Annotated in this window: 29 protein-coding genes; 12 read left to right on the forward strand and 17 right to left on the reverse strand. The window is 63.1% G+C overall.

The genetic code is table 11. The features are described 5' to 3' along the window. Positions 1-6 precede the first annotated feature (6 nt). The 5 genes from RLW41_RS18740 to RLW41_RS18760 form a co-directional block, all read right to left on the reverse strand. On the reverse strand, positions 7-921 hold the full coding sequence (locus RLW41_RS18740) for a hypothetical protein (RefSeq protein WP_414462459.1): 915 nt from the start codon (positions 919-921) through the stop codon (positions 7-9). An 85-nt stretch (positions 922-1,006) separates the two neighbouring features. Next, entirely contained in the window at positions 1,007-1,984 is a 978-nt protein-coding gene (locus RLW41_RS18745; protein ID WP_414462460.1) for a hypothetical protein, read from the reverse strand. 30 nt (positions 1,985-2,014) lie between these two features. Continuing rightward, positions 2,015-3,589 carry a relaxase/mobilization nuclease domain-containing protein gene (locus RLW41_RS18750; RefSeq protein WP_414462461.1) on the reverse strand — a complete coding sequence of 525 codons (1,575 nt, stop codon included), beginning with the start codon at positions 3,587-3,589 and terminating at the stop codon, positions 2,015-2,017. Beyond that, positions 3,586-4,152, reverse strand: coding sequence for a plasmid mobilization protein (locus tag RLW41_RS18755; RefSeq protein WP_414462462.1), 567 nt, complete (start codon positions 4,150-4,152; stop codon positions 3,586-3,588). Before RLW41_RS18755 ends, RLW41_RS18750 begins: the two co-directional genes overlap by 4 nt. A gap of 348 nt (positions 4,153-4,500) precedes the next feature. Further along, positions 4,501-4,833, reverse strand: a complete 333-nt coding sequence (locus tag RLW41_RS18760) for a hypothetical protein (protein WP_414462463.1) — start codon at positions 4,831-4,833, stop codon at positions 4,501-4,503. Between the two features lie 183 nt (positions 4,834-5,016). On the opposite strand from RLW41_RS18760, the gene RLW41_RS18765 reads away from it, so the two are divergent. After that, positions 5,017-5,274, forward strand: a complete 258-nt coding sequence (locus RLW41_RS18765) for a hypothetical protein (protein WP_414462464.1) — start codon at positions 5,017-5,019, stop codon at positions 5,272-5,274. 92 nt (positions 5,275-5,366) lie between these two features. On the opposite strand, the gene RLW41_RS18770 is transcribed toward RLW41_RS18765, so the two are convergent. After that, a complete protein-coding gene (locus tag RLW41_RS18770) occupies positions 5,367-6,221 on the reverse strand; it encodes a DUF4238 domain-containing protein (protein WP_046847855.1) in 855 nt (284 codons plus the stop codon). Positions 6,222-6,300: 79 nt separating this feature from the next. Between RLW41_RS18770 and RLW41_RS18775 the strand changes: the two genes are divergently transcribed. The 11 genes from RLW41_RS18775 to RLW41_RS18825 all read left to right on the forward strand — a co-directional run bounded on the left by RLW41_RS18775 (position 6,301) and on the right by RLW41_RS18825 (position 16,601). Further along, complete coding sequence (locus RLW41_RS18775; RefSeq protein ID WP_046847854.1) at positions 6,301-6,648, forward strand: ArsR/SmtB family transcription factor; 348 nt, start codon at positions 6,301-6,303, stop codon at positions 6,646-6,648. Continuing rightward, positions 6,645-7,169, forward strand: a complete 525-nt coding sequence (locus RLW41_RS18780) for an arsenate reductase ArsC (protein ID WP_046847853.1) — start codon at positions 6,645-6,647, stop codon at positions 7,167-7,169. Before RLW41_RS18775 ends, RLW41_RS18780 begins: the two co-directional genes overlap by 4 nt. 2 nt (positions 7,170-7,171) lie before the next feature. Further along, positions 7,172-8,236 (forward strand): ACR3 family arsenite efflux transporter, encoded by a 1,065-nt coding sequence (gene arsB, locus RLW41_RS18785; RefSeq protein WP_046847852.1) that lies wholly within the window; start codon positions 7,172-7,174, stop codon positions 8,234-8,236. A 2-nt stretch (positions 8,237-8,238) separates the two neighbouring features. Continuing rightward, on the forward strand, positions 8,239-8,652 hold the full coding sequence (gene arsC / locus RLW41_RS18790; protein WP_046847851.1) for an arsenate reductase (glutaredoxin): 414 nt from the start codon (positions 8,239-8,241) through the stop codon (positions 8,650-8,652). Next, entirely contained in the window at positions 8,649-9,389 is a 741-nt protein-coding gene (arsH, locus tag RLW41_RS18795; RefSeq protein WP_414464612.1) for an arsenical resistance protein ArsH, read from the forward strand. The genes arsC and arsH overlap by 4 nt, the downstream gene beginning before the upstream one ends. Positions 9,390-10,307: 918 nt before the next feature. Then, positions 10,308-10,565, forward strand: a complete 258-nt coding sequence (locus tag RLW41_RS18800; RefSeq protein ID WP_143440541.1) for a hypothetical protein — start codon at positions 10,308-10,310, stop codon at positions 10,563-10,565. A 150-nt stretch (positions 10,566-10,715) separates the two neighbouring features. Further along, positions 10,716-12,035 carry a TolC family protein gene (locus RLW41_RS18805; RefSeq protein WP_244466181.1) on the forward strand — a complete coding sequence of 440 codons (1,320 nt, stop codon included), beginning with the start codon at positions 10,716-10,718 and terminating at the stop codon, positions 12,033-12,035. Positions 12,036-12,050: 15 nt separating this feature from the next. After that, entirely contained in the window at positions 12,051-13,436 is a 1,386-nt protein-coding gene (locus RLW41_RS18810) for a multicopper oxidase family protein (protein WP_046847846.1), read from the forward strand. 26 nt (positions 13,437-13,462) lie between these two features. Then, positions 13,463-13,963: a plastocyanin/azurin family copper-binding protein gene (locus RLW41_RS18815; RefSeq protein ID WP_414462465.1), complete on the forward strand. Its 501-nt coding sequence runs from the start codon at positions 13,463-13,465 to the stop codon at positions 13,961-13,963. A gap of 48 nt (positions 13,964-14,011) precedes the next feature. After that, the gene (locus RLW41_RS18820) at positions 14,012-14,323 is read left to right on the forward strand and encodes a copper-binding protein (RefSeq protein WP_052750925.1); all 312 of its coding nucleotides are present in this window, start codon (positions 14,012-14,014) and stop codon (positions 14,321-14,323) included. A 439-nt stretch (positions 14,324-14,762) separates the two neighbouring features. Beyond that, entirely contained in the window at positions 14,763-16,601 is a 1,839-nt protein-coding gene (locus RLW41_RS18825) for a DUF4396 domain-containing protein (RefSeq protein WP_046847843.1), read from the forward strand. On the opposite strand, the gene RLW41_RS18830 is transcribed toward RLW41_RS18825, so the two are convergent. The 11 genes from RLW41_RS18830 to RLW41_RS18880 all read right to left on the reverse strand — a co-directional run bounded on the left by RLW41_RS18830 (position 16,591) and on the right by RLW41_RS18880 (position 25,493). Further along, a complete protein-coding gene (locus RLW41_RS18830; RefSeq protein ID WP_046847842.1) occupies positions 16,591-16,839 on the reverse strand; it encodes a DUF2933 domain-containing protein in 249 nt (82 codons plus the stop codon). The genes RLW41_RS18825 and RLW41_RS18830 overlap by 11 nt on opposite strands. 91 nt (positions 16,840-16,930) lie before the next feature. Continuing rightward, positions 16,931-17,065 carry a hypothetical protein gene (locus tag RLW41_RS18835; protein WP_280136166.1) on the reverse strand — a complete coding sequence of 45 codons (135 nt, stop codon included), beginning with the start codon at positions 17,063-17,065 and terminating at the stop codon, positions 16,931-16,933. 215 nt (positions 17,066-17,280) lie between these two features. Continuing rightward, positions 17,281-17,496 (reverse strand): GDCCVxC domain-containing (seleno)protein, encoded by a 216-nt coding sequence (locus tag RLW41_RS18840; protein WP_083984146.1) that lies wholly within the window; start codon positions 17,494-17,496, stop codon positions 17,281-17,283. A 178-nt stretch (positions 17,497-17,674) separates the two neighbouring features. Further along, positions 17,675-17,908, reverse strand: coding sequence for a hypothetical protein (locus RLW41_RS18845; protein WP_046847841.1), 234 nt, complete (start codon positions 17,906-17,908; stop codon positions 17,675-17,677). A gap of 129 nt (positions 17,909-18,037) precedes the next feature. After that, a complete protein-coding gene (locus tag RLW41_RS18850) occupies positions 18,038-18,376 on the reverse strand; it encodes a hypothetical protein (RefSeq protein WP_046847840.1) in 339 nt (112 codons plus the stop codon). Positions 18,377-18,499: 123 nt separating this feature from the next. Continuing rightward, a complete protein-coding gene (locus RLW41_RS18855; RefSeq protein ID WP_046847839.1) occupies positions 18,500-21,658 on the reverse strand; it encodes an efflux RND transporter permease subunit in 3,159 nt (1,052 codons plus the stop codon). Further along, a complete protein-coding gene (locus RLW41_RS18860; protein ID WP_046847838.1) occupies positions 21,655-23,127 on the reverse strand; it encodes an efflux RND transporter periplasmic adaptor subunit in 1,473 nt (490 codons plus the stop codon). The genes RLW41_RS18855 and RLW41_RS18860 overlap by 4 nt, the downstream gene beginning before the upstream one ends. Continuing rightward, positions 23,124-23,519 carry a FixH family protein gene (locus tag RLW41_RS18865; RefSeq protein ID WP_046848456.1) on the reverse strand — a complete coding sequence of 132 codons (396 nt, stop codon included), beginning with the start codon at positions 23,517-23,519 and terminating at the stop codon, positions 23,124-23,126. Before RLW41_RS18865 ends, RLW41_RS18860 begins: the two co-directional genes overlap by 4 nt. Before the next feature lie 103 nt (positions 23,520-23,622). Then, positions 23,623-24,003 carry a hypothetical protein gene (locus RLW41_RS18870; protein ID WP_046847837.1) on the reverse strand — a complete coding sequence of 127 codons (381 nt, stop codon included), beginning with the start codon at positions 24,001-24,003 and terminating at the stop codon, positions 23,623-23,625. Positions 24,004-24,089: 86 nt separating this feature from the next. Next, the gene (locus tag RLW41_RS18875) at positions 24,090-24,908 is read right to left on the reverse strand and encodes a pentapeptide repeat-containing protein (RefSeq protein ID WP_052750924.1); all 819 of its coding nucleotides are present in this window, start codon (positions 24,906-24,908) and stop codon (positions 24,090-24,092) included. A gap of 24 nt (positions 24,909-24,932) precedes the next feature. Beyond that, entirely contained in the window at positions 24,933-25,493 is a 561-nt protein-coding gene (locus RLW41_RS18880) for a Spy/CpxP family protein refolding chaperone (RefSeq protein ID WP_046847836.1), read from the reverse strand. Between the last annotated feature and the right edge of the window lie 59 nt (positions 25,494-25,552).

Below are 25,552 nucleotides of genomic sequence, written 5' to 3' on the forward strand. Positions count from 1 at the left end.
GGGTTGTCAGTGTTGGGAAGCCCTCTGGAATTTCCAGCCGCGCGAGGTGCGGCAGGCGTCGGCGTGGATCGAGGCGGAATAGGCCGCGCGCGTGAAGGTGAGGTCGTAGGAGAGGCAGGCGCCGCCGCTGCCCATGCGCCAGTAGCCTTGGGTGCGCCCGTTGACGACGGCGCCGTCGGCGCTCAGCGTGCTCGACAAGGTGTGGAGCGCGGAATCCTGCACCAGCATGGCGGTGAGGCTGTCGGTGATGAAGACGACATCAACGGGGGTGAGCAGGGCCAGCAGGGAGACGGGCGTCGAGGCTGGCAACGGGAAGAGGCCCTTATAGGGGAGCATCGCTTGCGCCTTGGCTTTGGCTCTGGTGAGCGCGGATTTCGCTTTTTCCGCGTCCGCGAAGCGCGGCAGTCCGAGAAGCCCGGCGAGGCTCTCGGTGTAGTCGCTGTCATTTCTCAGCTTGGACGTGCCGCTGTGGAAGGCGCGGATGGCGGTCATGAGCGCGCGGTCCTCCTCCGGAGCCCTTGTGCGCGGCGGAGAAACTGCGGCCGGGGGCTTGCCGACGGGCATCGCCGGAAGACGGCTCGGTTGGACGTAGCTTGGCACCGTGACTGTGACTTGCGGGAACTTCGGCAGGGTTGCGGTTTGCCATTGTCCCGCTGGTGGTGGTGGTGCGGCGGTGACTTTGGTGACCGCCGGAGCCGTGGGCGCCTGCATGAGTAGGACGGCGATGAGGCCGAGGATGGCGGCGCCGGCGACAATTTGAAAGGCGGGAACGGCGACGAGGTCGTGAACTGAGCGCAGGGACGCGGAGGCAAGGCGGACGGTCCGGGATTGCCGAGGCGCAACCACGTTGGGAAGTCGCGAGATCTCTTGAGAAACAAAATCCGGTGGTGGTGCTGGTTTTGCGGCGTCGGTTGCCGCCATGGTCGGGGCGCCGACGGGCGGGTGTGCCGGCGCGGGAATGACGGTCTTGAGGCGGCGTGTCGACGAGGTGTTGAGGGGGACAAAGCTAGCTTCGCCAAAGAGACCTCCGGTAGTTGGTGAGAAGCGGAATCCATTGGAGCGCTGTCACGGGGTTGTCTTTGGTGAAGGTCTGGGTAAAGGCGGCGCGGATGTCCTCGGGGAGTTCCTTGTAGGCATTGGCCATGAAGCCGTTGGTTTCGCCGGCATCCATCGGGAAGAAGCGGCGGTCGATGATGTCGTCGGCGTCGTCGCCGTCCATCGAGAACGGGTGGCACTCGAAGCCGAGGTCCCGCATCAAGAGCTGGTAGATGAGAACGGCGAGCACAAAATCGTCATGGGTGGCGGTGACGCGGCGGTTGGCAGCGATGGCCGCGCGGGCGCCGGGAGAGGAATACTCCGGTGTCAGCCCCGTGAGCTTGCATTCGAAGGCGCCGTTGTCGAACTGGAAGCTATCGGTGTCGATGAACAGCACCTTGGCGAAATCCTTGGTGACGTGGATGTTCATCGGGCTCATGTCGCCGAAAACGAATCCCCAGGTATGGCGGTGCATTTTGGCCAGCTGGTCGGCGAGCGTGATGGCAATGTGGATGGTGCGTTCGCGGGTGAGGTTCCGGCGGTCGCTGTCTTTTCCGAGGAGCGTGTTGAGTGACTTGGTGCCGATCAAGAGCTCCATGGTGAAGCCGATGATATGCTTGTGCAGCTCGGCGGCAGGCGGGTCCATGACGTCGAACAGGATGCGCCGAGGCCACGAGGCGAAGTCGAGCGCTTGGTTGAGGCCATCCCGGTGCAGCGCCGGCAGGATGATGCGCAGCGCGGCTTCCCGGTTGGTGGTCATGCTGGCGCGCAGGTCTTCGTTGTAGAATTTCCCGACCAGCGGGGGCTCAGTGTTGGGTGATAGCGTGTAGACGGCGCCGGCGCCGCCTTCATTTCCGACGGGGGCCACCACTTTGTATTGGAACCAGTCGTCGTCCTCGTGTTCCTCGATGCGGGCGCCCCACACCGTTTCACCGGGCGAGATGCTCATGCCCGGCCTCCCGTTGCGAGAAGCCCTTGGTTAGCGACCCATTTCCTCTTCGTCCTCGTAGTCGTCGTCGAGGTCGGGCTCGACGGCGGCGGCCGGTGGCGTTTTGGGCTTCGGCTTGTTGGCGAGTTCGGCGAGTTTCTCGGCCACGCCCTTGTTGACCCACTCGACCATGGTCTGATGACGGGCGAGGTCTTCCTCGGCGCGGGCCACGTCCTCGCGGGCGCGGGCGAGCTGGTCCTCGTCGGCGAGCGATCCAAGCGAATAGGTGAAATCGAGGGCTTCGCGCGCGGCGGAAAGCTTGGCGAAGGCCTCGGAGCGGGCCAGCTGGTTGTCGTCGGGTGCCTCTGCCATCTGGGGCTCCGGGGCGGCTGCGGAATTGACATGGAAATCAGGTTGCGATTCGGCGGCTTCATCGCCCGATGCGCTTGCGGCGGCGGCATTCTGGGCGCGGCGCTGGGCGCGTTGCTGTTCGCGTTCTTCTTCGCGGCGGCGGCGGGCTTCCTCGCGGAGAAGCTGCTTTTCATCGTCATCAAGGTCTCGCGGCGGTGAGGACGTATCCTTCACCTCATAGGAAAGCGAAGCCCTGTCTCCGCCCGTTGAATGACGAAGTCGGGTGGTCTTGGCTGTGGGCAGGGTCTCTTTATCAACAAGCGTTTCATGGACGGCATCATCCATGATGTCGTCGTCCTCTGCGGCGCCTGTTGCCGTTGCCGGTTTCGTCGGCATGTCGGGCTGCTGCGCCTCGAGCTCGATGGCGCGCTGGGCTTCAAGCTCATCGTGGAGAGCGCGGCGTTGGTCGAATGCGGCGAAGCTTTCCCTGTAAAGGCCTTCGAGCGCTTTGAGGCGGACGTCTTTGCCAAGGTCGGAGAGTTTCATGTAACCGAAGGCGTCGGCGATGATGATGCCCTGTCCCTTTTTCGAAACGCCGAGGCCTTCCTTGGCGAGCAGGGAAGAGAGCTGGTCCCAGGACCGGGCGCCGGCGAAGATCGGCTGCAGCTGATGGCGGCGGGATTTGATTTCCTCGATGCTCCAGCGGTCTTTGGGTTTGGGGCCGCCGGTGCGGCCGTGCATCTGGAACTCACCGTTCTTGACGTGGATCGGGCGGTCTCTGAAGGCCTCGGGGCTGTTGTGTCGTCCCGGCACGACCAGGAGGTCGAAGGTTCGGGCTTGCTTGGCGACGCTCTTTTCAAGGCGGGCGTAATCATTGCCGGTGTGCCAGGCCTTGCCCGTTCCGGGGTGCACGCGGTTGACCATCAGGTGCAGGTGGCGGTGGGCGGTGTCGTTGTGTGCGATCATCACCACCTGGTGCTCGGTGAGGTCGAGATCGGCAAGCGTCGCGTCGCCACAAATGCGCATCAGTTCATCCGACGGGCTCTCATCCTGGTGCCAGGATAAGACCACGTGGTAGGCGGGCTTTTCGCAGCGTGTGGACTGGTTGGCCACCGCGCGCATCTGCTTGGCCGCGAAGTCGGGGTCGGGGTTCAGGAGGTTGCGGGTTTCCGACCAAGCGACGCGCTCCGGGTTCGGGCGGTCCTTTTTGCCTTGCATCAAATAGCGGTAGAGGCCGCGGAATCCCCTTCCCCCAGGAACGACCTTTCCGATCACGAGACCCGCTCCATCGCAGCGATGGTCTCGCTCATCGTTAGTTGCACGATGTTCTTGAGGTAGGCGCATTCCGCGTGGGTGAGCGGTACCAGCTGCAGGTTGGCCTGATGGGCGAGCTGGTTGATGTTGGCGCCAATCTTCTTGAGCTGCCAATCGACCTTGTGCAGCAGCGCGATGGTTTCGTCGTCGCTTCTGCGCTTGCCCTTCGGCTTCACCGCATCGGGGGCGCCGATGGCGGCAAGGGTCGCGGCGCGCATGAAGGCGGAAATTGTGAGGCCGGCCGCCCGGGCCTTCTCGGCGATGTGGGCTTCCTCGTCATCGGTGAAATAGGCTTTGGCCTGGCTGCCGCGCCGCGCGCGGTCGATGGGTTTGTCGGCGGGGCGCACCGGCACGAGCGGCGCATCGGCGCCGATCGCGGCAAGCACGCTTTGGCGGATGAACACGGCCTCGGCGAGACCCTGCTCTTTCGCCTTCACGGCCAACCGCGCGGCCTCGCCCTCGGTGAAGCGAGCCTTTCGCGGGTGGCGCAGCGCGCCTTTCTTTGCGTGCCCCTTGGCAGGCATAAAACTGAAGCCCTCCGGCGTTTGAGGAGCAAGCAAAACGCTTGAGGCCGCAGGCCGAATGCGTTTCGCGTTTGAGGCCCTCTTTGGGCCCAAACGCATTGCTTGCTCCACTTCGGAGCAGACTACAGTGATGTATTCAGGCCGTACATACGGAGCGTATTCAAGTTGCGCAAAGTTATCGCAACCATGGTGCCAAGAAGAGAGAGCCCCCGGGGGCTGTCTGCCCCCGGACCCCCGAAGGTTTTTTAGGCGGTGAGCACGGCGAAAATTACCCTATGAGGCCCAACAGGGAGGCTTTTACTTGAGTCTGAACGGGGAAGACAGGTGAAAGAGCGGGGAAGCGGGTGATTATCGTACGGGCTCGCGGGTGTGCCGTTTGCCGGTCCACGTCGCCTTTTCGCGCAGCACCGGATCGCACACCAGGGAGAGTTCGGACATCGAGCGGGAAAGCACCTTGTCCACCGGACACGAGAGGCGCTTGGCGGCTTCTTCCAACACGGCGGTGCGCACGGCGGTGAATAGTTCGGTGGTGGCAACGTAGGGGCTGAGGAATTCGCCGGGTTCGGTGTGCAGCATGGTGCCGCCGTCGCCGTCGTCCTCGAAGTACGTCACCACCGACGCTTGCTGCGTCGCGTAGATGCGCACGTTACCGCGGCGGTTTGTTTCCTCTGTGAAAAGCATGGTGCCGACATCAAAGACACCAAGCTGTCACCGCACCAAGCCACCCTGCTGTCAGTTTGGGCAGGACGCATACAAGGTGTACGCTCCTTGGCACCCCCTGTGATGTTCTTGCCAATTATTCGGGACCGATGAGGGTTTGCGAATCGTCTAGACTGGCGCCCCCCTTCATCCTTCGCGGAGCAGATGATGAGCCAAGAACGCCTGGTGCCTGCCGTCGACCCTGCTGAGTTTAAGTTTGCCCTCGGGGTGTGTATGGCCGCCGCTTCCCAGAAAGGCCCCTACACCAATCCGGAATTGTACGGGTTCAGCGATGGGGAACAGCGGTATCAGTTGACGGACAATGCGATGTCGCGGGGCAGCCTCGCGGTTATCGAGCAATTTAAGGACCGGGAAAAATCCATGTCCTTGATGATGCGCATTTCGGGTAGTGTTTTAGTTTGAGGGTGGCCTGTTCAGTACTGTAACAGTTTGAGCGCAAACCCGCGATCTGTCGGACGGGCTACCGACGGTGTAGTAAGCGAAGCCTCTGGGCTTTAAGAGGCCTTCTTTCTGACCATCGCATCACGGACGAAGTCAGCGGCCGTTTCGTCCCGAGCGTAGACGCGCCGTTGAGCCTGGCCGACCGAATTCTCATTCAATCTTTTGGCCAATTCCGCCGTGTCAGCGCGAACAAGCGCATTGGCCGTCGCCTCTCCCCGAACGGCAAGGAAAGCCTTTGCTGGTGATAGTGGGAGCGCGATGATCAGCTGCGGTGCGTCGATGCCCCCAATCCAAACACAGGGCTGGTCGCTGAGCATCAAGTCGTGCTTGCCTTTGGAGACGTCCATCACGCCCCACAACAACTTCCGAACCTTGGCCGCCACGTCCTCGTGGCCGGCAATATCGGCCAGCATGGACAGCCCGTAGTTTTCAATGAGCCCCGGGAAATGCTGCTCGGCCCACTCCTCCAGCGTTGGCGGATCAACGGCCTTGGCCAACGCTTGGTACTGTTCCGGGTCTTTGGCGATGCTCTCCCTCATCGCCTCGGCCACCGCGCTTTTGATCTTGGAAACCATGGCGGGTTGGCGCGCGCGCAGGCCCATGACGAAGGTCGTCCAGACCGCCACCTCGTCTCCTGTTAGTGGTTTGCCCTCGATCAGTTTGCGGCGGATCTTCGCGCCTTCATCATCGAGCCGTGAAAGGAACTTGGCCTCGACGGCGTGTTTGTCCATCCCCGCTACGTTGTCCTTCGACAGCGCGTAGAGGTCGTCTTGGAATCCGGTCCCCTTCGGGGCGCGCCGGCTGGTGGGTACGCCTTCGTGGTCAACCAGGAACTCTTGCAGCTTCCCGTCGGAGGAGCCGTCCGCCCAAGCGCGGAGAAGGAATTGCGGGACAAAGTGGTGTCGCATATCAGGATCTTAGCATAACGCCATACAGAAAATAAATTGCACCCCTTGCATACTACAAGAATCCTTGTAGTATGGACCAATGAACAGCAAAGACGCCGTCATCCGACTTGCCGCCCTGGCGCATGACCAACGCCTCGCCATCTTCCGCCTGCTGGTGCGGGAGGGCCCAAATGGCCTGCCCGCATCGGAAATCGCCGAGGCCGTGGGCGCAACGCCCACGGGCGCTTCCTTTCATCTCAAGGAGTTGGACCGTGCTGGGCTGATCCACGCCACGCGGGTCGGCCGGTACATCCGCTATGCCCTTCACGTTGAAGGCATGCGGCAGCTCTTGACCTTCCTCACCGAGGATTGCTGCCAGGGGAACCCCGAGCTTTGCGGTTCAACAATCAAAAAAGCGCGCAAGCTGTGTAAGGGAGAAACGAAATGAAGCGAGACCGTCCGTATAACGTGCTCTTTCTCTGCACCGGAAATTCCGCCCGTTCCATCATCGGCGAGGCCATCATCAACCGCGTCGGCGCCGGGAAATTCAAAGGCTACAGCGCGGGCAGCATGCCCAAAGGCCAGGTCCATCCGATGACCATCGCCCTGCTGAGCAAGCTCAACTACGACACCAGCACCATGCGGTCGAAGTCCTGGGAAGAGTTCACCGCGCTCGGCGCGCCGGAGTTGGATTTCGTGTTCACGGTTTGCGACAACGCCGCCAACGAGGTGTGCCCATATTGGCCGGGCCAGCCAATGACGGCGCATTGGGGCGTCCCCGACCCGGTCGAGGTCCAGGGCACCGACGTGGAGAAGACGCTCGCTTTCGCCGATACCTACCGCATGCTCAACAACCGCATCAGCATCTTCACCAGCCTGCCGCTCTCATCTTTGGATGAATTGAGCCTGCAGCAGCAGCTCGACGGCATCGGTCGGTCCAAAAACGTCACGAGCCCGGAGAGAGCCTGAGCATGTCCAATTTTGAACGCTACCTGACGGTGTGGGTCGCCCTCTGCATCGTCGTCGGGATCGCGCTTGGCCATTTCTTCCCCTCCGCCTTCGCGGCGATCGCCGGGGCGGAAGTGGCCAACGTGAACTTCGTCGTCGCCGCCCTTATCTGGCTGATGATCATCCCGATGCTGGTGAAGATCGACTTCGCGGCGTTGTCCAAGGTGACGGCGCATTGGCGCGGCATCGGCGTGACCCTTTTCATCAATTGGGCCGTTAAGCCGTTCTCGATGGCGCTGCTGGGCTGGATTTTCGTGGGCTGGCTATTCCGGCCCTACCTGCCCGCCGAGCAGATCAACAGCTACATCGCCGGGCTCATCTTGCTGGCGGCCGCGCCCTGCACCGCCATGGTCTTCGTCTGGAGCAACCTCTCGGACGGCGAGCCGCACTTCACGCTGAGTCAGGTGGCGCTCAACGACGTCATCATGGTCTTCGCCTTCGCGCCGATTGTCGGCCTGCTGCTTGGGCTTTCGGCGATCACGGTGCCTTGGAACACCCTCATCCTGTCGGTGGCACTTTACATCGTGGTGCCGGTCATCCTCGCCCAACTCATCCGCAGCGTCGTCCTCTCCAGCGGCGGCCAACCGGCTTTGAACGCTTTGCTGGGCCGCATCCAGCCTCTGTCCCTGCTGGCGCTGCTCACCACGCTGGTGCTGCTGTTCGGCTTCCAGGGCGAACAGATCCTGGGACAGCCGCTGATCATCGCCATGCTGGCAGTGCCTATTCTCATCCAGGTCTACTTCAACTCTGCGCTGGCTTATTTCCTGAATCGCGCGGCGGGCGAAGCCCATTGCGTCGCCGGTCCTTCCGCGCTCATCGGCGCGAGCAATTTCTTCGAGCTGGCGGTGGCGGCGGCGATCAGCCTGTTCGGCCTTCACTCCGGCGCGGCGCTGGCCACCGTGGTCGGCGTGCTCATTGAAGTGCCGGTGATGTTGTCGGTGGTGAAGATCGTCAATTCTTCCCGGAATTGGTACGAGGCCGGGCATGCCGTCAGGAAGCGTGGACTATCGGCGCAGGCGGGAGAATAAAGATGATCATCACCATCTACCACAACCCCGCCTGCGGCACGTCGCGGAACACGCTGGCGATGATCCGCCAAAGCGGCGAGGAGCCGGAAGTCATTGAGTACCTGAAGACGCCGCCCACGCGCGCAACGCTCGTGGATCTGATGAAGCTCATGGGCATTGGTCCGCGCGAACTTCTGCGCAAGAAGGGCGCGCCCTACGCCGAACTCGACCTCGGAAATCAAAAGTGGACCGATGACCAACTGGTTGATTTCATGATGGAGCATCCCATCCTCATCAACCGACCGATCGTGGTGACGCCGCGCGGTGTGAAGCTGTGCCGGCCATCAGAGGTCGTGATCGACATTCTGCCGAACGCCGACATCGGTACCTTCACCAAGGAGGACGGCGAAGTGGTGCCGGCGAGGAAGACCGCCTGATGAGCAAGAACGGCGCCAGCGACCTTCACAATGTCGCCCACGAACATCTGCACATGCCCGCCAAGGACAAGCTTGCGGCGGCCGACACCCATAAGCCTCGCATCCTGCTGCTTTACGGTTCGTTGCGCGCGCGATCCTACAGCCGCTTCCTCGCCATGGAAGCCGCGCGGCTGCTCGAGCACTTCGGCGCCGAGACCAAGATCTACCATGCCCACGGCCTGCCACTGCCGGACGACGCGCCGGAGACGCACCGCAAGGTGCAAGAGTTGCGAGAGCTAGCCGCGTGGTCCGAGGGCCAGGTGTGGTGCTCGCCCGAGCGCCACGGCGCGATGAGCGGCGTGATGAAGTCTCAGATCGACTGGATTCCCTTGTCCACCGGCGCCGTCCGGCCAACGCAGGGCAAGACGTTGGCGGTGATGCAGGTCAGCGGTGGCTCGCAGTCCTTCAACGCCGTGAACCAGATGCGCGTGCTCGGCCGCTGGATGCGAATGATCACCATCCCCAACCAGTCCTCGGTGGCCAAGGCCTTCAACGAATTCGATGAGAACGGCCGCATGAAGCCGTCCGCCTACTACGACCGCGTGGTGGACGTGATGGAGGAACTGGTGAAGTTCACCCTGCTCACCCGCGACCGGGCGGACTACCTCGTCGACCGTTACAGCGAGCGGAAGGAAAGCGCGGAGGAGCTGACTCGCCGGGTGAACCTGCCCTCCGCCGTGGATGGGCGAAGCGAATAAAGTGCTCCGCCCGGAGACCCGACGATTCACCTAACCCATTCGTGGGCGACGTCCGTCTTGACAGGAACGGCGCCATTGCGACCAGCCGGTCATGCACCTGCGCATGCCACTTTCCGATTCTCCGGCTGAGCCGTGAAGGCTGAAGTCACGCCGCTTTAACCGGTGCGCCGTTCTCCACCGTGTTCGGCGGAAGGAAGCGGACTTCAACTGTGGCACGGGCAAGTGCAGGTCCGTTGGCCGACTTACTAAAGATTCGTAACTGGACAAACGAGTTGCATTGCAACAACATGAAGTCGTGGACGGGAACCTTTTCCCGTCTTTAAACTTGAGAACACAGCGGATTTCGCGGCAAATAGGCTGCACGTTTGGATCGATTCGCTTTGCGCACCTGGTTTCAAATCCTCGCATTGTTTGCACTCGCGCTGTTCGGCGTGCCTGCGGCGGCGAGTGCGCACGGCGGCCAAGATGAGCGGGCGACGCCCCAGGTCCAGGTTGCAACTGCTGACACGGATCAGAGCATCGTCACAACTGATGCCCAGTTCGAAAATTCGAGCGTCTTGCCGAGCGGCCATTGCAATGGCGAGTGCTGTTGCGATGGACCTTCCCATTGTGCACCTTGCGGGCCTTCATCATCTGCGATGAGCCAGGACGGGCAAGTTTTGTTGCATGCGCCGTTGGTCACACGCGTCGGTGTTCCCCGCGACATGAGTTTGCGCGCCCTGGACCGCAAATTCGGTCTTGAGAGACCTCCCAGAGCCTAATTGCGTCCGGATGGGCGCGGCCGGTTCTCGGCCTATGCGCGGAAAACCCTGATCGGGGGCGCCGCATTTTTCCAATGACATTTCATGTCGACGCGCCCCGTGGCACTTTGCCATGCGCTCGTCGGCAGCCGTTCAACCTCGTTGCAAGAGGTCACGCATGTTTATGCGCGCATTCGCCATGGCGTTGCTGCTTCCGGCGCTTGCCGGTTGGGGCGATGCCGGTCTGCCTTGGCCCGTCGCGGGTCCGATGCCTGACCAGCCCGTTGCAGTTCGCGGCCAATCTTACACGCCGGTGAACGCGGGCGCGAAAGGTTACGAGCCGGTCGAGCCGTTGCCGTGGGGGGACGTCAACCGCCAGGTCGCGCCGAAGCAACCGCAAGGCCAGGACGATCCGCAGGGTCAACGCGCCCACTGAAACCGTCAATTTCGGAATGAAGAGAGGAACGACATGCACGGGGGGAAGGTGCGGCGGTTCGTTTGGCGCGGGGGCGCCGGCGCCGCCTTGGCAATCGCAACAGCCGGGCTGGGGCTCGGCGGCTGCGCCCAATTTTCAAAGGATGGCGGGATGGCTCTCGTCGCGGACCAGACTGGAAGCGTGCTTGGCGCGCCTGCAATGAAAATCAGGAACGATGCGGATGCCGCCGCGGCGCGGGCGCGCGTCAGCGCAATCCTTTCCGCGCCGCTGACGCCGGCGGCCGCCGTCAAGGTCGCATTGCTTAACAACCGCGCCTTGCAGGCGGCCTACAACGACCTAGGCGTCGCCGAGACCGATATGATTGAGGCCAGCTTGCCACCGGCGCCGACGTTCTCCCTCGTGCATCTGACCGGCGCCGAACTCGAGATCGAACGCCAGGTGACGCAGAACATCCTGGCGCTCCTGACGTTGCCGCGGCGGCGCGAGATTGCCGCGGATAAGTTCAAGGTCGCCCAAGCGCGCGCCATTGCCGCGACGTTCGGTGCGGCCGCCGAAGGCCGCCGCGCGTACTACCGTGCTGTGGCGGCGGCCGAGACTGTTAAATTCCTCGAGCAGTCGCGCGCGGCGGCCGATGCTGTATCCGAGCTGGCGAAGAAGCTAGGTGAGACCGGCGCATTGCCCAAACTCGATCAGGCGCGAGAACATGCCTTCTACGCCGAGGTAAACGGTGAGCTTGCCACGGCGCGGCTCAATCAGCGGAAAGCCCGCGAGGACCTCAACCGCGCGCTCGGCTTGTGGGGCGATCAGCTCTCCTATCGCCTGCCTGAGAAACTTCCGGCCCTGCCGCCCAAGCCTCGCATCGCCCGGGACGTGGAGACCGAGGCGGTCGGCGCACGCATCGACCTCCAACAGATGCGGATGGAGCTGGCCGCGCTGGCCAAGGACTACGGCCTCACCCACGCGACGCGCTTCATCGACGTGCTCGAGGCGAGCGGCGTCGACCGCAACGAGATCAAGCCGGGCGAGCGGACGCCGCGCAGCGGCTACGAATTGAGTTTCCAGGTCCCGATCTACGATTTCGGGGAGGTCAAGACGAGGCGTGCCGAGGAAACCTATCTCCACGCGGTGAATGCACTGGTGGACAAGGCTGTCAATGTCCGTGCGGATGCCCGGCAAGCGTACCAGGCCTATCGCGGCTCCTACGACATCGCCCGCTATTACGAGAAGACCATCCTGCCGCTGAGGGAGACGATCTCGGAGCAAACCCTCCTCAATTACAACGGTATGCTTTCCGACCTGTTCGGCCTGCTGACCGACGCCCGCGACCGGATCTCCGCCAACATCCAGGCCATCAACGCCAAGCGCGATTTCTGGCTCGCGGATGTCGAGATGCAGGCCGCGATCATCGGTGGCGGAGACGCGGGCGGCGGACCGACCCCGAGCCAACAAGCCAGCGCACAAAACGACTAGGAAGGACCACCGCGCATGACAGTCACGCGCCGCAATTTCATCGCCGCATCCGGGTTCGCGCTCGCGGGCGTCAGCCAGGTCACCGGCCGCGTCGCCGCGGCGGCGATTCCAGAAGCGCCGACCCAGGCATCGCCGCTCATGCAGCCGCCGCTGTATCCCTCAAGCGGGCAGGATTATCAGCCCGTCGTCACACTCAACGGCTGGACGCTGCCCTGGCGGCGGAACGGGGACTGGAAGGAATTCCACTTGGTGGCGGAACCGGTGGTGAGGGAAATTGCGCCGGGAATGAAGGCGCATCTTTGGGGTTACAACGGGCAATCGCCGGGGCCCACCATCGAAACGGTTGAGGGCGACAAGGTCCGGATCTTCGTCACCAACAAGCTGCCGGAACACACCACCATCCATTGGCACGGCATGCCGGTGCCCAACGGGATGGACGGCGTTGGCGGGCTCACGCAGCCGCAGATCAAACCCGGCCAAACCTTCGTCTACGAGTTTGAGATCCGGCGCTCTGGCACGTTCATGTACCACCCGCACGCAGACGAGATGCTGCAGATGGCCATGGGCATGATGGGGTTCTTCGTCGTGCATCCCAAGGATCCGTCCTTGCACCGCGTCGACCGCGACTTCGTATTTCTCCTCAACGCGTATGACATCGAGCCTGGTTCGTATGTGCCCAAGGTCAACACCATGCTCGATTTCAACTTGTGGACCTTCAACAGCCGCGCGTTCCCCGGCATCGACCACATGGTGGTGGGCAAGGACGACAAGGTCCGCATCCGCTTCGGCAACCTCACCATGACCAACCACCCGATTCACCTGCACGGTCACGAGTTCGAGGTGACGTGCACCGACGGCGGCTGGACGCGACCTGAGGCGCGCTGGCCGGAAGTGACGGTTGATTGCGCGGTGGGACAGATGCGCGCTGTGGAGTTCATCGCGGCGCATCCCGGCGATTGGGCGTTCCACTGCCACAAGTCGCATCACACCATGAATGCCATGGGCCATGACGTGAAGACCTACGTCGGGGTCGATCTCAAAAGCATGCAGCAGAAGATCTCGAAAGTCATTCCGGACGGTTACATGCCGATGGGCCAGGCGGGCGGCGCCGACATGGCCGAAATGGAGATGCCGCTTCCCGACAACACGCTGCCCATGATGACAGGCTACGGCCAGTACGGACCGATCGAGATGGGCGGCATGTTCACCGTGCTGAAGGTTCGAGAGGGGCTCGACCGCAACGATTACAAGGACCCCGGCTGGTTTAAGCACCCCGAGGGTACGGTGGCCCGGGAATGGAAGGGCGAGCTCGCAAGCGCGGCAGAGGCGCCCCCCATCAAGAACAATCCGAATGACGTCGAGATGCATGTGGTGAAGCCCACGGGTCCGATGAACCACTGAGTCAACAACAGGGAGAAAAGATGTCCATGCTTCGTAAGTACCAGGTCCTCGCGGCAATGGCCGTACTCGGCGCCGTCACGCATCTCGGCGTTCTGCCCTCGGTGGCGCCAAGCGCCATCGCGCATGAAGGCGAGGATGATGACGATTTCGCCGCCGGTGAGCCCGGCGATGCCAAGCGGCCATTCCGCGTGCTGGAGGTCACCATGTCGGAGAAGGACGGGGCGATGATTTATTCCCCGGCTGAAATCGACGTGAAGCGCGGTGAGCAGATCAAGTTCATCATCCACAATGGGGGAGCGCTCAAGCACGAGTTCCACCTCGCGTCGGTGGCCCAGAACGCCAGCCATCGGGTCGAGATGCAGAAGAACCCCGAGATGGAGCACGACGATCCAAATGCCCAAACCGTCGAACCGGGGAAGCAGAAGGAAATCCTCTGGCGGTTCACAAAATCCGGCGAGTTCGAATTCGCCTGCCTGATCCCCGGCCACTACGAGGCCGGGATGCACGGGAAGGTCCTCGTCAAATGACGCGGCCCCAATCCCACCACCACCAAACAGCATGAGGAGTTTGTAACTATGAAACGACCCACTACCAGCCTGCTTGCCGCTGCCCTGGCGCTGATGTCGCTCAGCCCATTGGCCATCGCCGAGGACGCCAACTCACTGCCGATGATCAATGGCGAAGTGAAGAAGGTGGACGAGTCCGCCGGCAAGATGACCATCAAGCACGACGCCATCACCAATCTCGACATGGGTGCGATGACGATGGTGTTCAAAGCCAGCGACCCCGCGATGCTGAAGGATGTGAAGCCCGGCGAGAAGATCAAGTTCAGCGCTGACAAGGTCAACGGGCAGATCACGGTCATGAAAGTCGAAAAGGCCAAGTGACCGCGCGGCGGGCGGCCTCCGTCCCCCGTAGGCCGTCCGCTAATCGTACAATTTTCTTAGACGCCGTTTCCTTGGCGAGGACTAAACGATGACTTGCAAAACTAGAACAATGGCGCGTGGCACAGGCCTGATGCTTGCTATGCTGAACGTGGCTTCCAACGGCGCGGCGGCTATGCCGCTGCCTCGAGGTAACATGCCGGGCGAAGCAGCCTTTCAACGCGTCGATACGCGGGCATACCGTCACTGCCACAACAATGAGGGACGCTTCGCGGTATGTTACACGCGAAAAACCGGTGAACCGGCGGTGAGCCCGCACGATAGGAAGAGGCACGACGGCAATTGGGGGCCGGATCACCGCAAACATCAACGGTGAATTCTGTTCAAACCACTTTGCCGGGTGTAAGCGCCATCTGCAAGCTTCACAGCACACGGGAAACCCATGTTTGTCCAACCGATCGATTATTTCGTGGCTGGCTGGTTGTTCCTCGCCGGTCTGTCCGCCCTCTACGTCGCCCTCGACCAGTTCCGTGGCAATCCCGAACCGGCGGTCATGAAATGGGGCTTCGTGCTCGTCACGCTGTACATGGGACCGCTGGGGCTTCTGCTCTACGTGATCGCCGACAAGGAACCTCAGCCCGGAACCCATGAGGAGTTCACGCGGCCATTGTGGAAGCAGGGTATCGGCTCTGCGATCCACTGCGTCGCCGGGGACGCCACGGGCATCATCCTTGCCGCCGTGGTGACTGCCACCCTCGGCTTGCCCATGTGGCTCGACCTCATCATCGAGTATCTTGCGGGATTCGCTTTCGGGCTCTTCATCTTCCAGTCGCTTTTCATGATGAGCATGATGGGCGGCACCTATCTCGAAAACCTGAAACGCAGCTTCCTTCCCGAATTCATCAGCATGAACTTCATGATGGCCGGCATGGCTCCCGTGATGAGCTTCCTCATGATGGGGCGGGACATGCGGGCGATGGATCCCACGGAGCTGCTGTTCTGGGGCGTGATGTCCCTTGGGGTCACTGTGGGCTTCGCGGTGGCCTACCCGGCGAATATCTGGATGGTAGCGTTCCGCCTCAAGCACGGTCTCATGACCGTGCGCACTCAGCAACATGGCGGTCACGGACCTCGGCACGGTGATGCGGCGGGAGGCGAACATCATCACATGGAAAGCGATGCCACGTCACCGCAGACGGCAGCGTGGGCAGGCGTGTCGCTTGTGGCTTTGCTGATAGGCCTCGTCGCCCCGGCCAATTGGATCAACCTGTCGCTGAGCGCGCGCGAAGTCGGAGACCTCATCATGCCTCGGGGTATGATTATGGACCGGGATACTTCAGCCGACACCATGCGCGACATGGCGGCAATCGACCCGAGGCTGGTCACAGCCAAGTTCGGCATGGATGTCAACGGTGCGCGCGAGATTCAGCCCCGCCTCGAAAATGGGGTCAAGGTATTCGACCTCGATGCCGCGGTGATCCAATGGCAGATCCTGCCGCGCGTGGCGGTCGACGCCTATGCGTTCAACGGCCAGGTGCCGGGGCCGACTTTGCGCGTGCGGCAGGGAGACGTGGTCCGCATCAATGTCACCAACCATTTGCCCACGACTACGAGCGTGCATTGGCATGGGCTAATCCTGCCCAATGCCATGGACGGACCCGCCAAGGTCACGCAAGACCCCATTGAAAAGGGCGGGGTCTACCATTACGAGTTCCGCGCCGGGCAGGCCGGCACGTTTTTCTACCATTCCCACGACCACGTTGATCGGCAGCAGGCGCTTGGCCTCTACGGCGCCTTCATCATCGATCCGCAGACGCCCGATCCCAGTCTCGACGCGACGCACGAGTATACGCTTCAGGTGCAGGAGTGGCTTATGCGCGAGGGCCTGACCTATCCTGCCATGCCAATGGATGGCGCGCAGCCCAACTACTTCACGATCAACGGCCGCTCCTATCCCTCAACCGAGACGATCCACATGCGCGTCGGGGAAACACTCAAGGTGCGCTTCATCGGATCAAGCAACGGCTTCATCCATCCCATGCACATCCATGGCGGACCGTTTCTGGTGGTGGCGCGGGACGGCGAGACGCTCCCGGCCTCCGCACGGTACCTGGCGGACACGGTCAACCTCGGGCCCGGACAGCGCTACGATGTGATCTGGACCGCGCGCAATCCTGGCAAGTGGCTGATCCACTGCCACATCGGCCACCACACCACCAACAACAACACGGAGACCAACGGCGGCGGTGGACTGATGGTGGTGATCGACGTCAGCGCTTAGCCTTGCCGTCCATGTCGTCCGTTGCCTTATTGGGCCTGGCCTCATCCTTATGATGCCGGTGCCCGTGATGCATGAAGAGGTGCATCAGCGGGCACATCAAGACAAGGAAGATCGGTAGCAGGTTCAGGAAATGGCCGCCGTGCGCGGGCCAAAGAACGGCCAAGGCCACCGCAGCCAGAACGGTGAGCAAGATCACGAGGTGGTTGCCTTGGAAGGGCGCCGGTTCGCGGTGGTTCATTGGCCTCTTCTCCTGCAAGCGCCGTCCAACCTAGTACGCCGGGGCGGATGCCGGTGGACATTGTCCCCGGTCAAGCATGCTCCCTTTCGCCTCAAAGCCGTCTCCGGTTGAGCCGCAGGCCGTTGCCTGCCACGCTTACCGAGGACAACGCCGTCGCCGCCGCCGCGATGATCGGAGACAGCAGCACGCCGAAGAAGGGGTAGAGGCCGCCTGCCGCGACCGGCATGCCGGCGCTCGAACGTGGGGATAAACCCGCGCAGTGTCGCTAGTGATCTAATTTGAAGGTGAGCTGTTTAGCGCTGTAGCGGGTTGAATTCAACGTCGCGATCTAGCGCGGCCCGCCGAGGGCCCAGGAAGCAAAATCAGTTGACGATCGCAAGCGGATGGAGATGGTGGTTGCCGCGTCGCGGGGATTGCCCCGCAAAGTGCCTCGGCTTCCGCTCATTCCTTGCTCATGGAACTGGTCCGTTCTTGCTGCACGGGAGGACATGGTACGTCGCCATACGAGCAATAAACGCAGCAATCCCCTTTTTTGGGCTTGAGCTGCACGCCGCAGCGTTCGCAAACGTAAATGTATTGGCAGGCGTCCTCGGGCATGGTCTGCGCCGATTGATGACCGCACTCGGGGCATGTGACCGTCGATTGAAGCTTGATCATGGCGGTTACTCCTAGTTCACGGCGCATTCTCATCCAGATCCCGGTGGGTGATGTATTAAATAGGCTCCAACTTGCATCCGCTAGGCCTGTAGCAGAAGCCGAGCTCCCCCCCGTTCATTCCTCGCTCGCCCAGAGCAAATGCGCCGGCCGGACACCGACCGACGCACCTGAGCTCGCGTTAGTGCGCGACGTCCGCCTTGTTGGCCGTCTTCACATTGACGTAGCCCTTGGCGACATGCCGGTAGTGCACCGGCCGCGCGGCGACCTTCTGCTGTTCCGGTCGCACCGTGTAGGTGTACGGAACGCCGCCCTTGGGCATGAAGCGCACGGTGGTCTCCGCGTTCGCCTGGCTGGCTAGCGAACTGGCAACTAGGGCAACGGCCGCGACGGCGGCTTTCGAGAGGATCTTCATGGTTGGTAGTCCTTTGAATTGAAGGTTTTGGATGACGGCTCCGCCGGGTGCTCCGCAGAGTCGCAACGTGCAGGCCGTCCGGTTCTGAAACGTGTCCCGAGCGCGCGGCACCTGTGGTGCGACGCGCGGCTATCCTCGTGGGGGCGGGGCGGGCGGCTTAAGCATCAGCGACGTGAAACGGGCCTCGTAGATGCTCCGCTCACGGGATACCGCCGAGCCTGTGAAGGCGCTCTCCGTCGGCAGCCAAGCGCCAGCCGTGAAGCACTGGCTGGCGCAACCGGCGGAAGTCCGGCATTGCGGCAGCGAGGCGCAATCCTTCATCGCGCTGTGGCACGGGCATTCAGTCGGGCTGCCCGCGCGCATCTCGGTGGCCATCGTGCAGGGTTTGGCCATGGCGGCGCCCGCGACTGGCGCGAAAGCCGAGGCCAGCGCCAGCACCACGATGATCAGCGTGCGTATCATCTGCATATGCCCATCACTTCCGCGCAAAGAGATATTTGCCCAACGCGGCGATGCCGAGCACCAGCGCCGCGAGGAGCAACAGGCCCAGGATGTCCATGGCCCACATCATGCCGTTCATGCCGCCGCCCATCATGGCCGGTGCTCCGCTTCAAGCCGGTGGGTGCGGACCGCCGCCTTGGCCGGAAGCCGCCAGCCTTTCACCAAGCCGTAGATGGCGGGGATGACGATGAGCGTCAGCAGCGTGGACGAGACCATGCCGCCGATCATCGGCACGGCGATGCGCTGCATCACCTCGGAGCCGGTGCCGGTGCTCCACATGATGGGCAAGAGACCCGCCATGATAGCCACCACCGTCATCATCTTCGGCCGGACGCGCTCCACCGCGCCGACCATGATGGACCGGTAGAGGTCCTCCCGCGTGAACGGCCGACCTTCAAGCAGGCACTCGGCCTGGACCTCGCGCGAGGCGTGGTCGAGGTAGATGAGCATCACCACGCCGGTTTCGGCGGCAACGCCGGCCAGCGCGATGAAGCCCACCGCCACCGCGACCGAGAGGTTGAACCCCAGCCACCACATCAGCCAGAAGCCGCCCACCAGCGCGAACGGCAGCGACAGCATGACGATCAGGGTCTCGGTCAGGCGCTGGAAGTTGAGGTAGAGCAGCAGGAAGATGATCATCAGCGTCACCGGGACGACCATCTGCAGGCGCGCTTCCGCCCGTTCCAGGTACTCGAACTGACCCGACCACACGAGGTAGGTTCCCGGCGGCAGCTTCACCTGCGCCTCCACCGCCTTCTTGGCGTCGGCGATGTAGCCGCCCAAATCGCGGTCGCGGATGTCGACGTAGACGTAGGTCGCGAGCTTGGCGTTCTCGGTGCGGATGGTGGTCGGGCCTTGGGTCAGCCGGATGTCGGCGACCTCGCCCAACGGCACCGTGCCGCCGCCGGGCAAGGAGACCACCACGTCCTTGGCGATGGCCTGCGGGTCCGAGCGGAGATCACGCGGATAGCGCAAGGCGACCGTATACCGTTCGCGGCCTTCGACGGTGGTGGTGATCGGCTCGGCGCCGAGCGCCATCGAGATGACGTCCTGCACGTCCGAGACCATCAGGCCGTAGCGCGCCAGACGCTCGCGGTTGGGGACGATCTCGAGGTAATAGCCGCCCATCACCCGTTCGGCATAGGCGCTGGAGGTGCCTGGGACGGTTTTGAGGACGGTTTCGACCTGGCGGGCGACGCCATCCATGGCGGTGAGGTCGGTACCAATCACCTTGATGCCCACCGGCGTCCGGATGCCGGTGGACAGCATGTCGATGCGGGCCTTGATCGGCATGGTCCAGGCGTTGGAGACCCCGGGGAACTGCAGCGCCTTGTCCATTTCGGCGACCAGGCTGTCGACGGTCACGCCGGGGCGCCAGTCCTCCTTGGGCTTGAGGTTGACCACCGTCTCGAACATCTCGGTCGGCGCCGGGTCTGTGGCGGTCTGTGCGCGCCCGGCCTTGCCATAGACCGACGCCACCTCGGGGAACGACTTGATGATGCGGTCCTGGGTCTGCAGCAGCTCCGCCGACTTGGTGATCGAGATGCCCGGCAGCGTGGTCGGCATGAACAGCAGCGTGCCTTCGTTGAGGTTGGGCATGAACTCGCTGCCGACCTTGGTCACCGGCCACACGGACACCGCGAGGATCAGCGCCGCGAGCACGATGGTCAGCGTCTTCGCCCTGAGCACGCCCTTGATCACCGGTCGGTAGACGGCGATGAGCGCCTTGTTGATGGGGTTCTTCTCCTCGGGGATGATCCGCCCGCGCACGAAAATCACCATCAGCGCCGGCACCAGCGTCACCGACAGCAGCGCGGCCGAGGCCATGGCGAAGGTCTTGGTGAAGGCCAGCGGCCCGAACAACCGCCCTTCCTGCGACTCCAGCGTGAAGATCGGCAGGAACGACACGGTGATCACCAACAGCGAGAAGAACAACGCCGGACCCACCTCCGCCGCCGCGTCCACCAGGATCTGGAGGCGCGGTTTGCCTTTGGGTGCGCGCTCCAGGTGCTTGTGGGCGTTCTCGATCATCACGATGGCGGCGTCGATCATCGCGCCGATGGCGATGGCGATGCCGCCGAGGCTCATGATGTTGGAGCCGAGGCCGAGCGCCTTCATGGCAGTGAACGCCATCAGGATGCCGACCGGCAGCATCAGGATGGCGACCAGCGCGCTCCTGAAGTGCAGCAGGAAGATGATGCACACCAGCGCCACCACCACGCTTTCCTCAAACAGCGTGTGCTTGAGGGTTTCGATGGCGCGCTCGATGAGCTGCGAACGGTCGTAGACGGGCAGGATCTGCGTGCCCGCCGGCAGCGACGGCATGATCTCCTTCAGCCGGTCCTTGACGTTGTCGATGACGGTCAGCGCATTGGCGCCCGAGCGCTGCAGGGCGATGCCGCTGGCCACTTCGCCTTCGCCGTTGAGTTCGGCGATGCCGCGCCGTTCGTCGCCGGCCAATTCCACACGCGCAACGTCTTTCAAGAGGACCGGCGCGCCGCCGTCGGCCTTGACCACGATGTTCTCGAGGTCGCCCACGCCCTTGAGGTAGCCGCGGCCGCGCACCATGAACTCGTGCTCGGACAGCTCCAGCGTGCGGCCGCCGACGTCCATGTTGTTGCCCCGGATGACGTCGCGGATCTTGTCCAGCGGGATGTCGAGGCTGCGCAGGCGGCTCGGGTCGACGATGACGTTGTACTGCTTGACGAAGCCGCCGACGCTGGCGACTTCCGCCACGCCCTCGGCTTTAGACAGCCCGAAGCGGACGTCCCAATCCTGCATGGAGCGCAGGTCGGCGAGGGATTTGTTGGGCGCCTGCAAGGCGTATTGGTAGACCCAGCCCACGCCGCTGGCGTCGGGGCCGAGGGTCGGCGTCACGCCGGTCGGCAAGCGCTTGGCGGCGGCGCTCAAGTATTCCAATACGCGCGAGCGCGCCCAATAGATGTCGGTGCCGTCTTCGAAGATGATGTAGACGAAGGACACGCCGAAGAACGAGAAGCCGCGCACCACCTTGGAGCGCGGCACGGTGAGCATCGAGGTGGTCAGCGGATAGGTGACCTGGTCCTCCACCACCTGCGGCGACTGGCCGGGGAACTCGGTGTAGACGATAACCTGGGTGTCGGAGAGGTCGGGGATGGCGTCGAGGGGCAAGGTTTTCACCGCCCACACCCCCGCCACCACCGCGAAGGCGGTGGCGATGAACACCAGCATCAGGTTCTTCGCCGACCAGGCGATCAGGCGGCCGATCATTGGCTGGCCTCCGTGTTGGATGGCATGGTGGGCGAAGCCGCCTCAAAGCCTTTCAGGGCGGATTGCAGGTTGCTCTCAGCGTCGATGAGGAAGTTGCCATTGACCACCACCTTGTCGCCTTGCGTGAGGCCGCTCAGCACCTCGCGGAAACCGTCGCCCGTTCGCCCGAGCTTCACGTCGCGCGGTTCGTAGCGGCCATTGCCCAGGTCCACCAGCACCACCTGCCGGTTGCCGCTGTCGATCACCGCGCTGGCGGGAATAGCCAACGTGTCTGCGTTGCCGCCGGTGGCGATCTCGACGTTGCCGTACATGTCCGGCAGCAGCGCCATATCGGGATTGGGCAACTCGATGCGGACCTGGGCGGTGCGCGTTTCCTTCATCAGGTGCGGATAAACAACCGTGACCTTGCCCGCGAAGACGCGGCCGGGATAAGCGCGCATCATCACGTTTACGCGCTGGCCGGGCTTGACCAGGGCGATGTCCCCTTCGGCCACGTCTGCCATCACCCACACTACACTGTGGTCGGCAATGCGGAAGCCGACGTCGCCCGCCTTGAAGCCCTGGCCGTCGCTCCAGTTGCGTTCGAGCACGTCGCCGCTGATGGGCGCGCGGATGGTGAAGGTGTCAGGCACCTGCCGGTTGCGCTTGACCTGGTCGATGAACTCCTGCGTGACGCCGAGGTTTTCCAGCCGGCGGCTGGCACCAACCACGCCACCGGGACCCTTGAGGCCGGGGGGCGTGAATGCGTCGTCGCCGCGCACGAAGCCGGAGTTCTGCTCGATGAGCAGGCGCGCGGCCTGGTCGAGGATGGCCTGGCCGAACACCGTCGCCAGCACATCGCCTTCCTTGACGTGCGTGCCGGTGGTGACGTCGCTGACTTTCACGACGTATCCGTCGAACTTCGGTGCCACCACCGCGACGCGGCGCTCGTCAATGGCGACCGACCCCGGCGCCTGGATGGTGCGGGTCATTTGGTGGCGGCCGACTGCTACGGTCTCGACGCCGGTGCGCTGGATCTTGCCCGGAGAGACCTTGATGGAGCCGTCGTCGCTGTCCTCGCCCTCGTAGACCGGGATGTAATCCATCCCCATGCTGTCTTTCTTCGGCACCGGCGAGGTGTCCGGCAGGCCCATCGGGTTGCGGTAATACTTGATCTTCTTGTCGCCGGATGACGCTGCCGCTTGGGCAACTGCATCGGTCTTGGGCTTGGGCTCGAGCGACACGTCCTCGCTGGCGAGCACGGCCACATAGGCTTGGCCGCCGTCGGTGTTGCGCGGCGTCAGCGAGTAGAACGGCTTGCCGTTCGGGTCGCGGTAATAGATGACGGGCCCGCTGGCGGCGGGGTGCGCCTCGGTCATCGCCGCGGCGGTCATCGGCAGCTTGAGCAGGCCAGTCTGGCCGGCCCACAAGCCGGCTCCCGCCGCAGCGACAATCGCTGCGACGGAAACCAATGCCTTGAGCGGGCTCATTGCACGGCCTTGAGGATGAGCTTGTTCTCGACCGTGCCGGTCTCGCCCTGCACCTTGGCGCCCAGGGTCAAGGCCCAATCCCCGGCCATGCCGAGGTCGGTCTTGAACTTGTAGACGCCGGGCTCGGTGGATGAGACCGCTTCGATCGGCGCGGTCATCATCTCCATGCCGTCGGGGCCCATGTCGATGCGCTTGGCGAAGATCACCGCATCGGCGATGGCGCGCCCGGAGGGCTTGTGGACCAGTTTCACCGCGATGACCGCAGCGCCGGCCTTCACGTCCTTGTCGAGAAGCTGGAACTCGTAGTCCTTGGTGTCAGCCATCGCCGAACCGGCCATGGCCATGAGCAACGCGACGCCGACGGCGGCCGCGCGCAATGAGTAACTTTTCATGATGGTATCTCCTGTTGTCGTGAACCGGCGCGGGCCATCATTGGCCGACGCGCGCGAAGCCACGGCGTCAGCCGCAGCCGCAGTCACGCCCGATGGGCGCGGTTCAGACGCTGGGAGGTCGGAGGAGCGGAGGGATCAAGGAGCCGGTGGTGACGGCGACCGGCAACGGCACAAGGCGCTCGGCGATTACGTCACGGGAAAGCCGCGCCTCGGAAATCGGGGCGGGCAAGGGCTGGAAGCACTTCACGAGGCAGCTGCCCATCTCCGGGCAGACCTTCTGCGGGCAGTCCGGGCACGACTTCATCGGCTTCTGGCAGGGCATCTCGCCCTTGGCATCGGCCATCGTCATGCCGTGGGAGACTGTGGCGTGGGTGCCCGCCATGGCCAGCGCGTAGGTCGCGGTGAGAGGCATGGAAATGAGAGCCCCGAGCATGGCGAACATGCCGAGCGTCACGAACCAGCGCTGGAAAAAGCGATTCCTCACCAAATCAAACTGCCATAGCTTCAGCTGCGACGCAACATAAGCTCTGGCCCAACACTGACCAATGAATAATGCGTAATGCCGGCTTCTCAGAAAATGGCCTTGTCGCGGTTGAGTGCATTGTCGAGGCCTTTCGCCCCCGCCAGTCCCTTGGCGCCCCTGAAAATTGTCCCGTAAATATTGGCGCCGGCAAAGTCGGCTCCCGCGAGCTCCGCGCCGCTGAGATCCGCATTGGACAAATCGCTTCGGGTCAAGATGGCCCCCTTGAGATTTGCGGCGGCCATATTTGCGAAGATCAGGTTGGCGCCGGTGAGGTCGGCGCCCTCCAGATTGGCGCCGCCGAAGAGCGCGCCGGAAAGGTCGGTCTGCTTCGGCATCTTGAATTGGTTGCGCTCGGTGCCGAGCCGGGCACCCGCGAGGTTGGCGTTGCGGAAGTCAGCGCGGCTCAGCCGGGCAAAGATGCGGGCGCCGGACAGATTGGCGCCCACGAAGGTCGGCGCATTGGCGGCGGGCGCCTCGAAGGTCAGCGATCCCACCGCATCGAAGAGCGTGGCGCGGGAAAGGTCCGCCCCATTGAAATTCGCTCGCGCCAACGTCGTGCGGTCGAGCTTGGAACCCGCCAGCTTGACGCCCGCGAGGTTCGCTCCGGAAAGATCGTCACCCAGCAGGTTGGCGCCGGCGAGATTCGCGCGCTTGAAGTCGACGCCGCTCAGGTCAAGCAGCGACAAATCTTTTCCTGAAAAGTCGGGTGGTGCGTCCGGCCTGGCATCAAACAGTTCCTTGACAACTTGGTGCAGCGGAAGCTCGGCGCCGGTCAGTTGAATTGGCGCGATGACAAGCCCGATGAGCGCACAGATGGTTCGCGCGTTCTTCCTGCCAAGCCTTTGGAACTTGTCTGCCTTCTCCAACCGCCCGCCTTGCTAAGGATTGCTTCACATCATGCAGCAGCCCGTTCCCAGCAGCAGGTCTGCTTTCTTCTTTTGGTCGTCGTTCAACGTCTTGTAGAGCGCTTCCGTCGCCGGCACGATGGCTTTCATGCTGTCGAGCATGCCTTGCATCGCCTGGATGTGGATCTGCATACGATCAAGTGCGGTTCCGGTTTGCATGCCCTGCATCATCGACGTGTGCATGGTCTGCATCGTCGTTGCGCGGTCCTTGAGGGCTTTCACATAGTCATCCCAGGCCTGGGCCTGCGTATCCGAGATTCCGAGTTCGGCCTTCACATAGGCGAGCTGGCCGTCCATCACCGCACCGTAGCCCATCATCATGCCGGGGCCCATCAACCCGTAACCCATCATGCCCGGACCCATGCGGTTGGACCATCCGCCGGGCCCCATCATTCCCCAGCCCATCATGCCGTTCGGGCCCATCATGCCCTGGCCCCAGCCGTAGCCCATCATGCCCTGGGATTGGGGACTTTGGGCGAGCGCCACGGGGGCCAGCCCCATCGCGAGCACCATGGAGAGGGTGGTTAACTTGACTGCCTTTGCCATGATTGAAACTCCCTGGTTATGTTTTGCGGGAATTTGCGCCGTGCACCTCCCAAACGCCT

Origin of the sequence: Hyphomicrobium sp. DY-1, assembly GCF_047497105.1 — a bacterium.
Classification (GTDB): Bacteria; Pseudomonadota; Alphaproteobacteria; order Rhizobiales; family Hyphomicrobiaceae; genus Hyphomicrobium_B.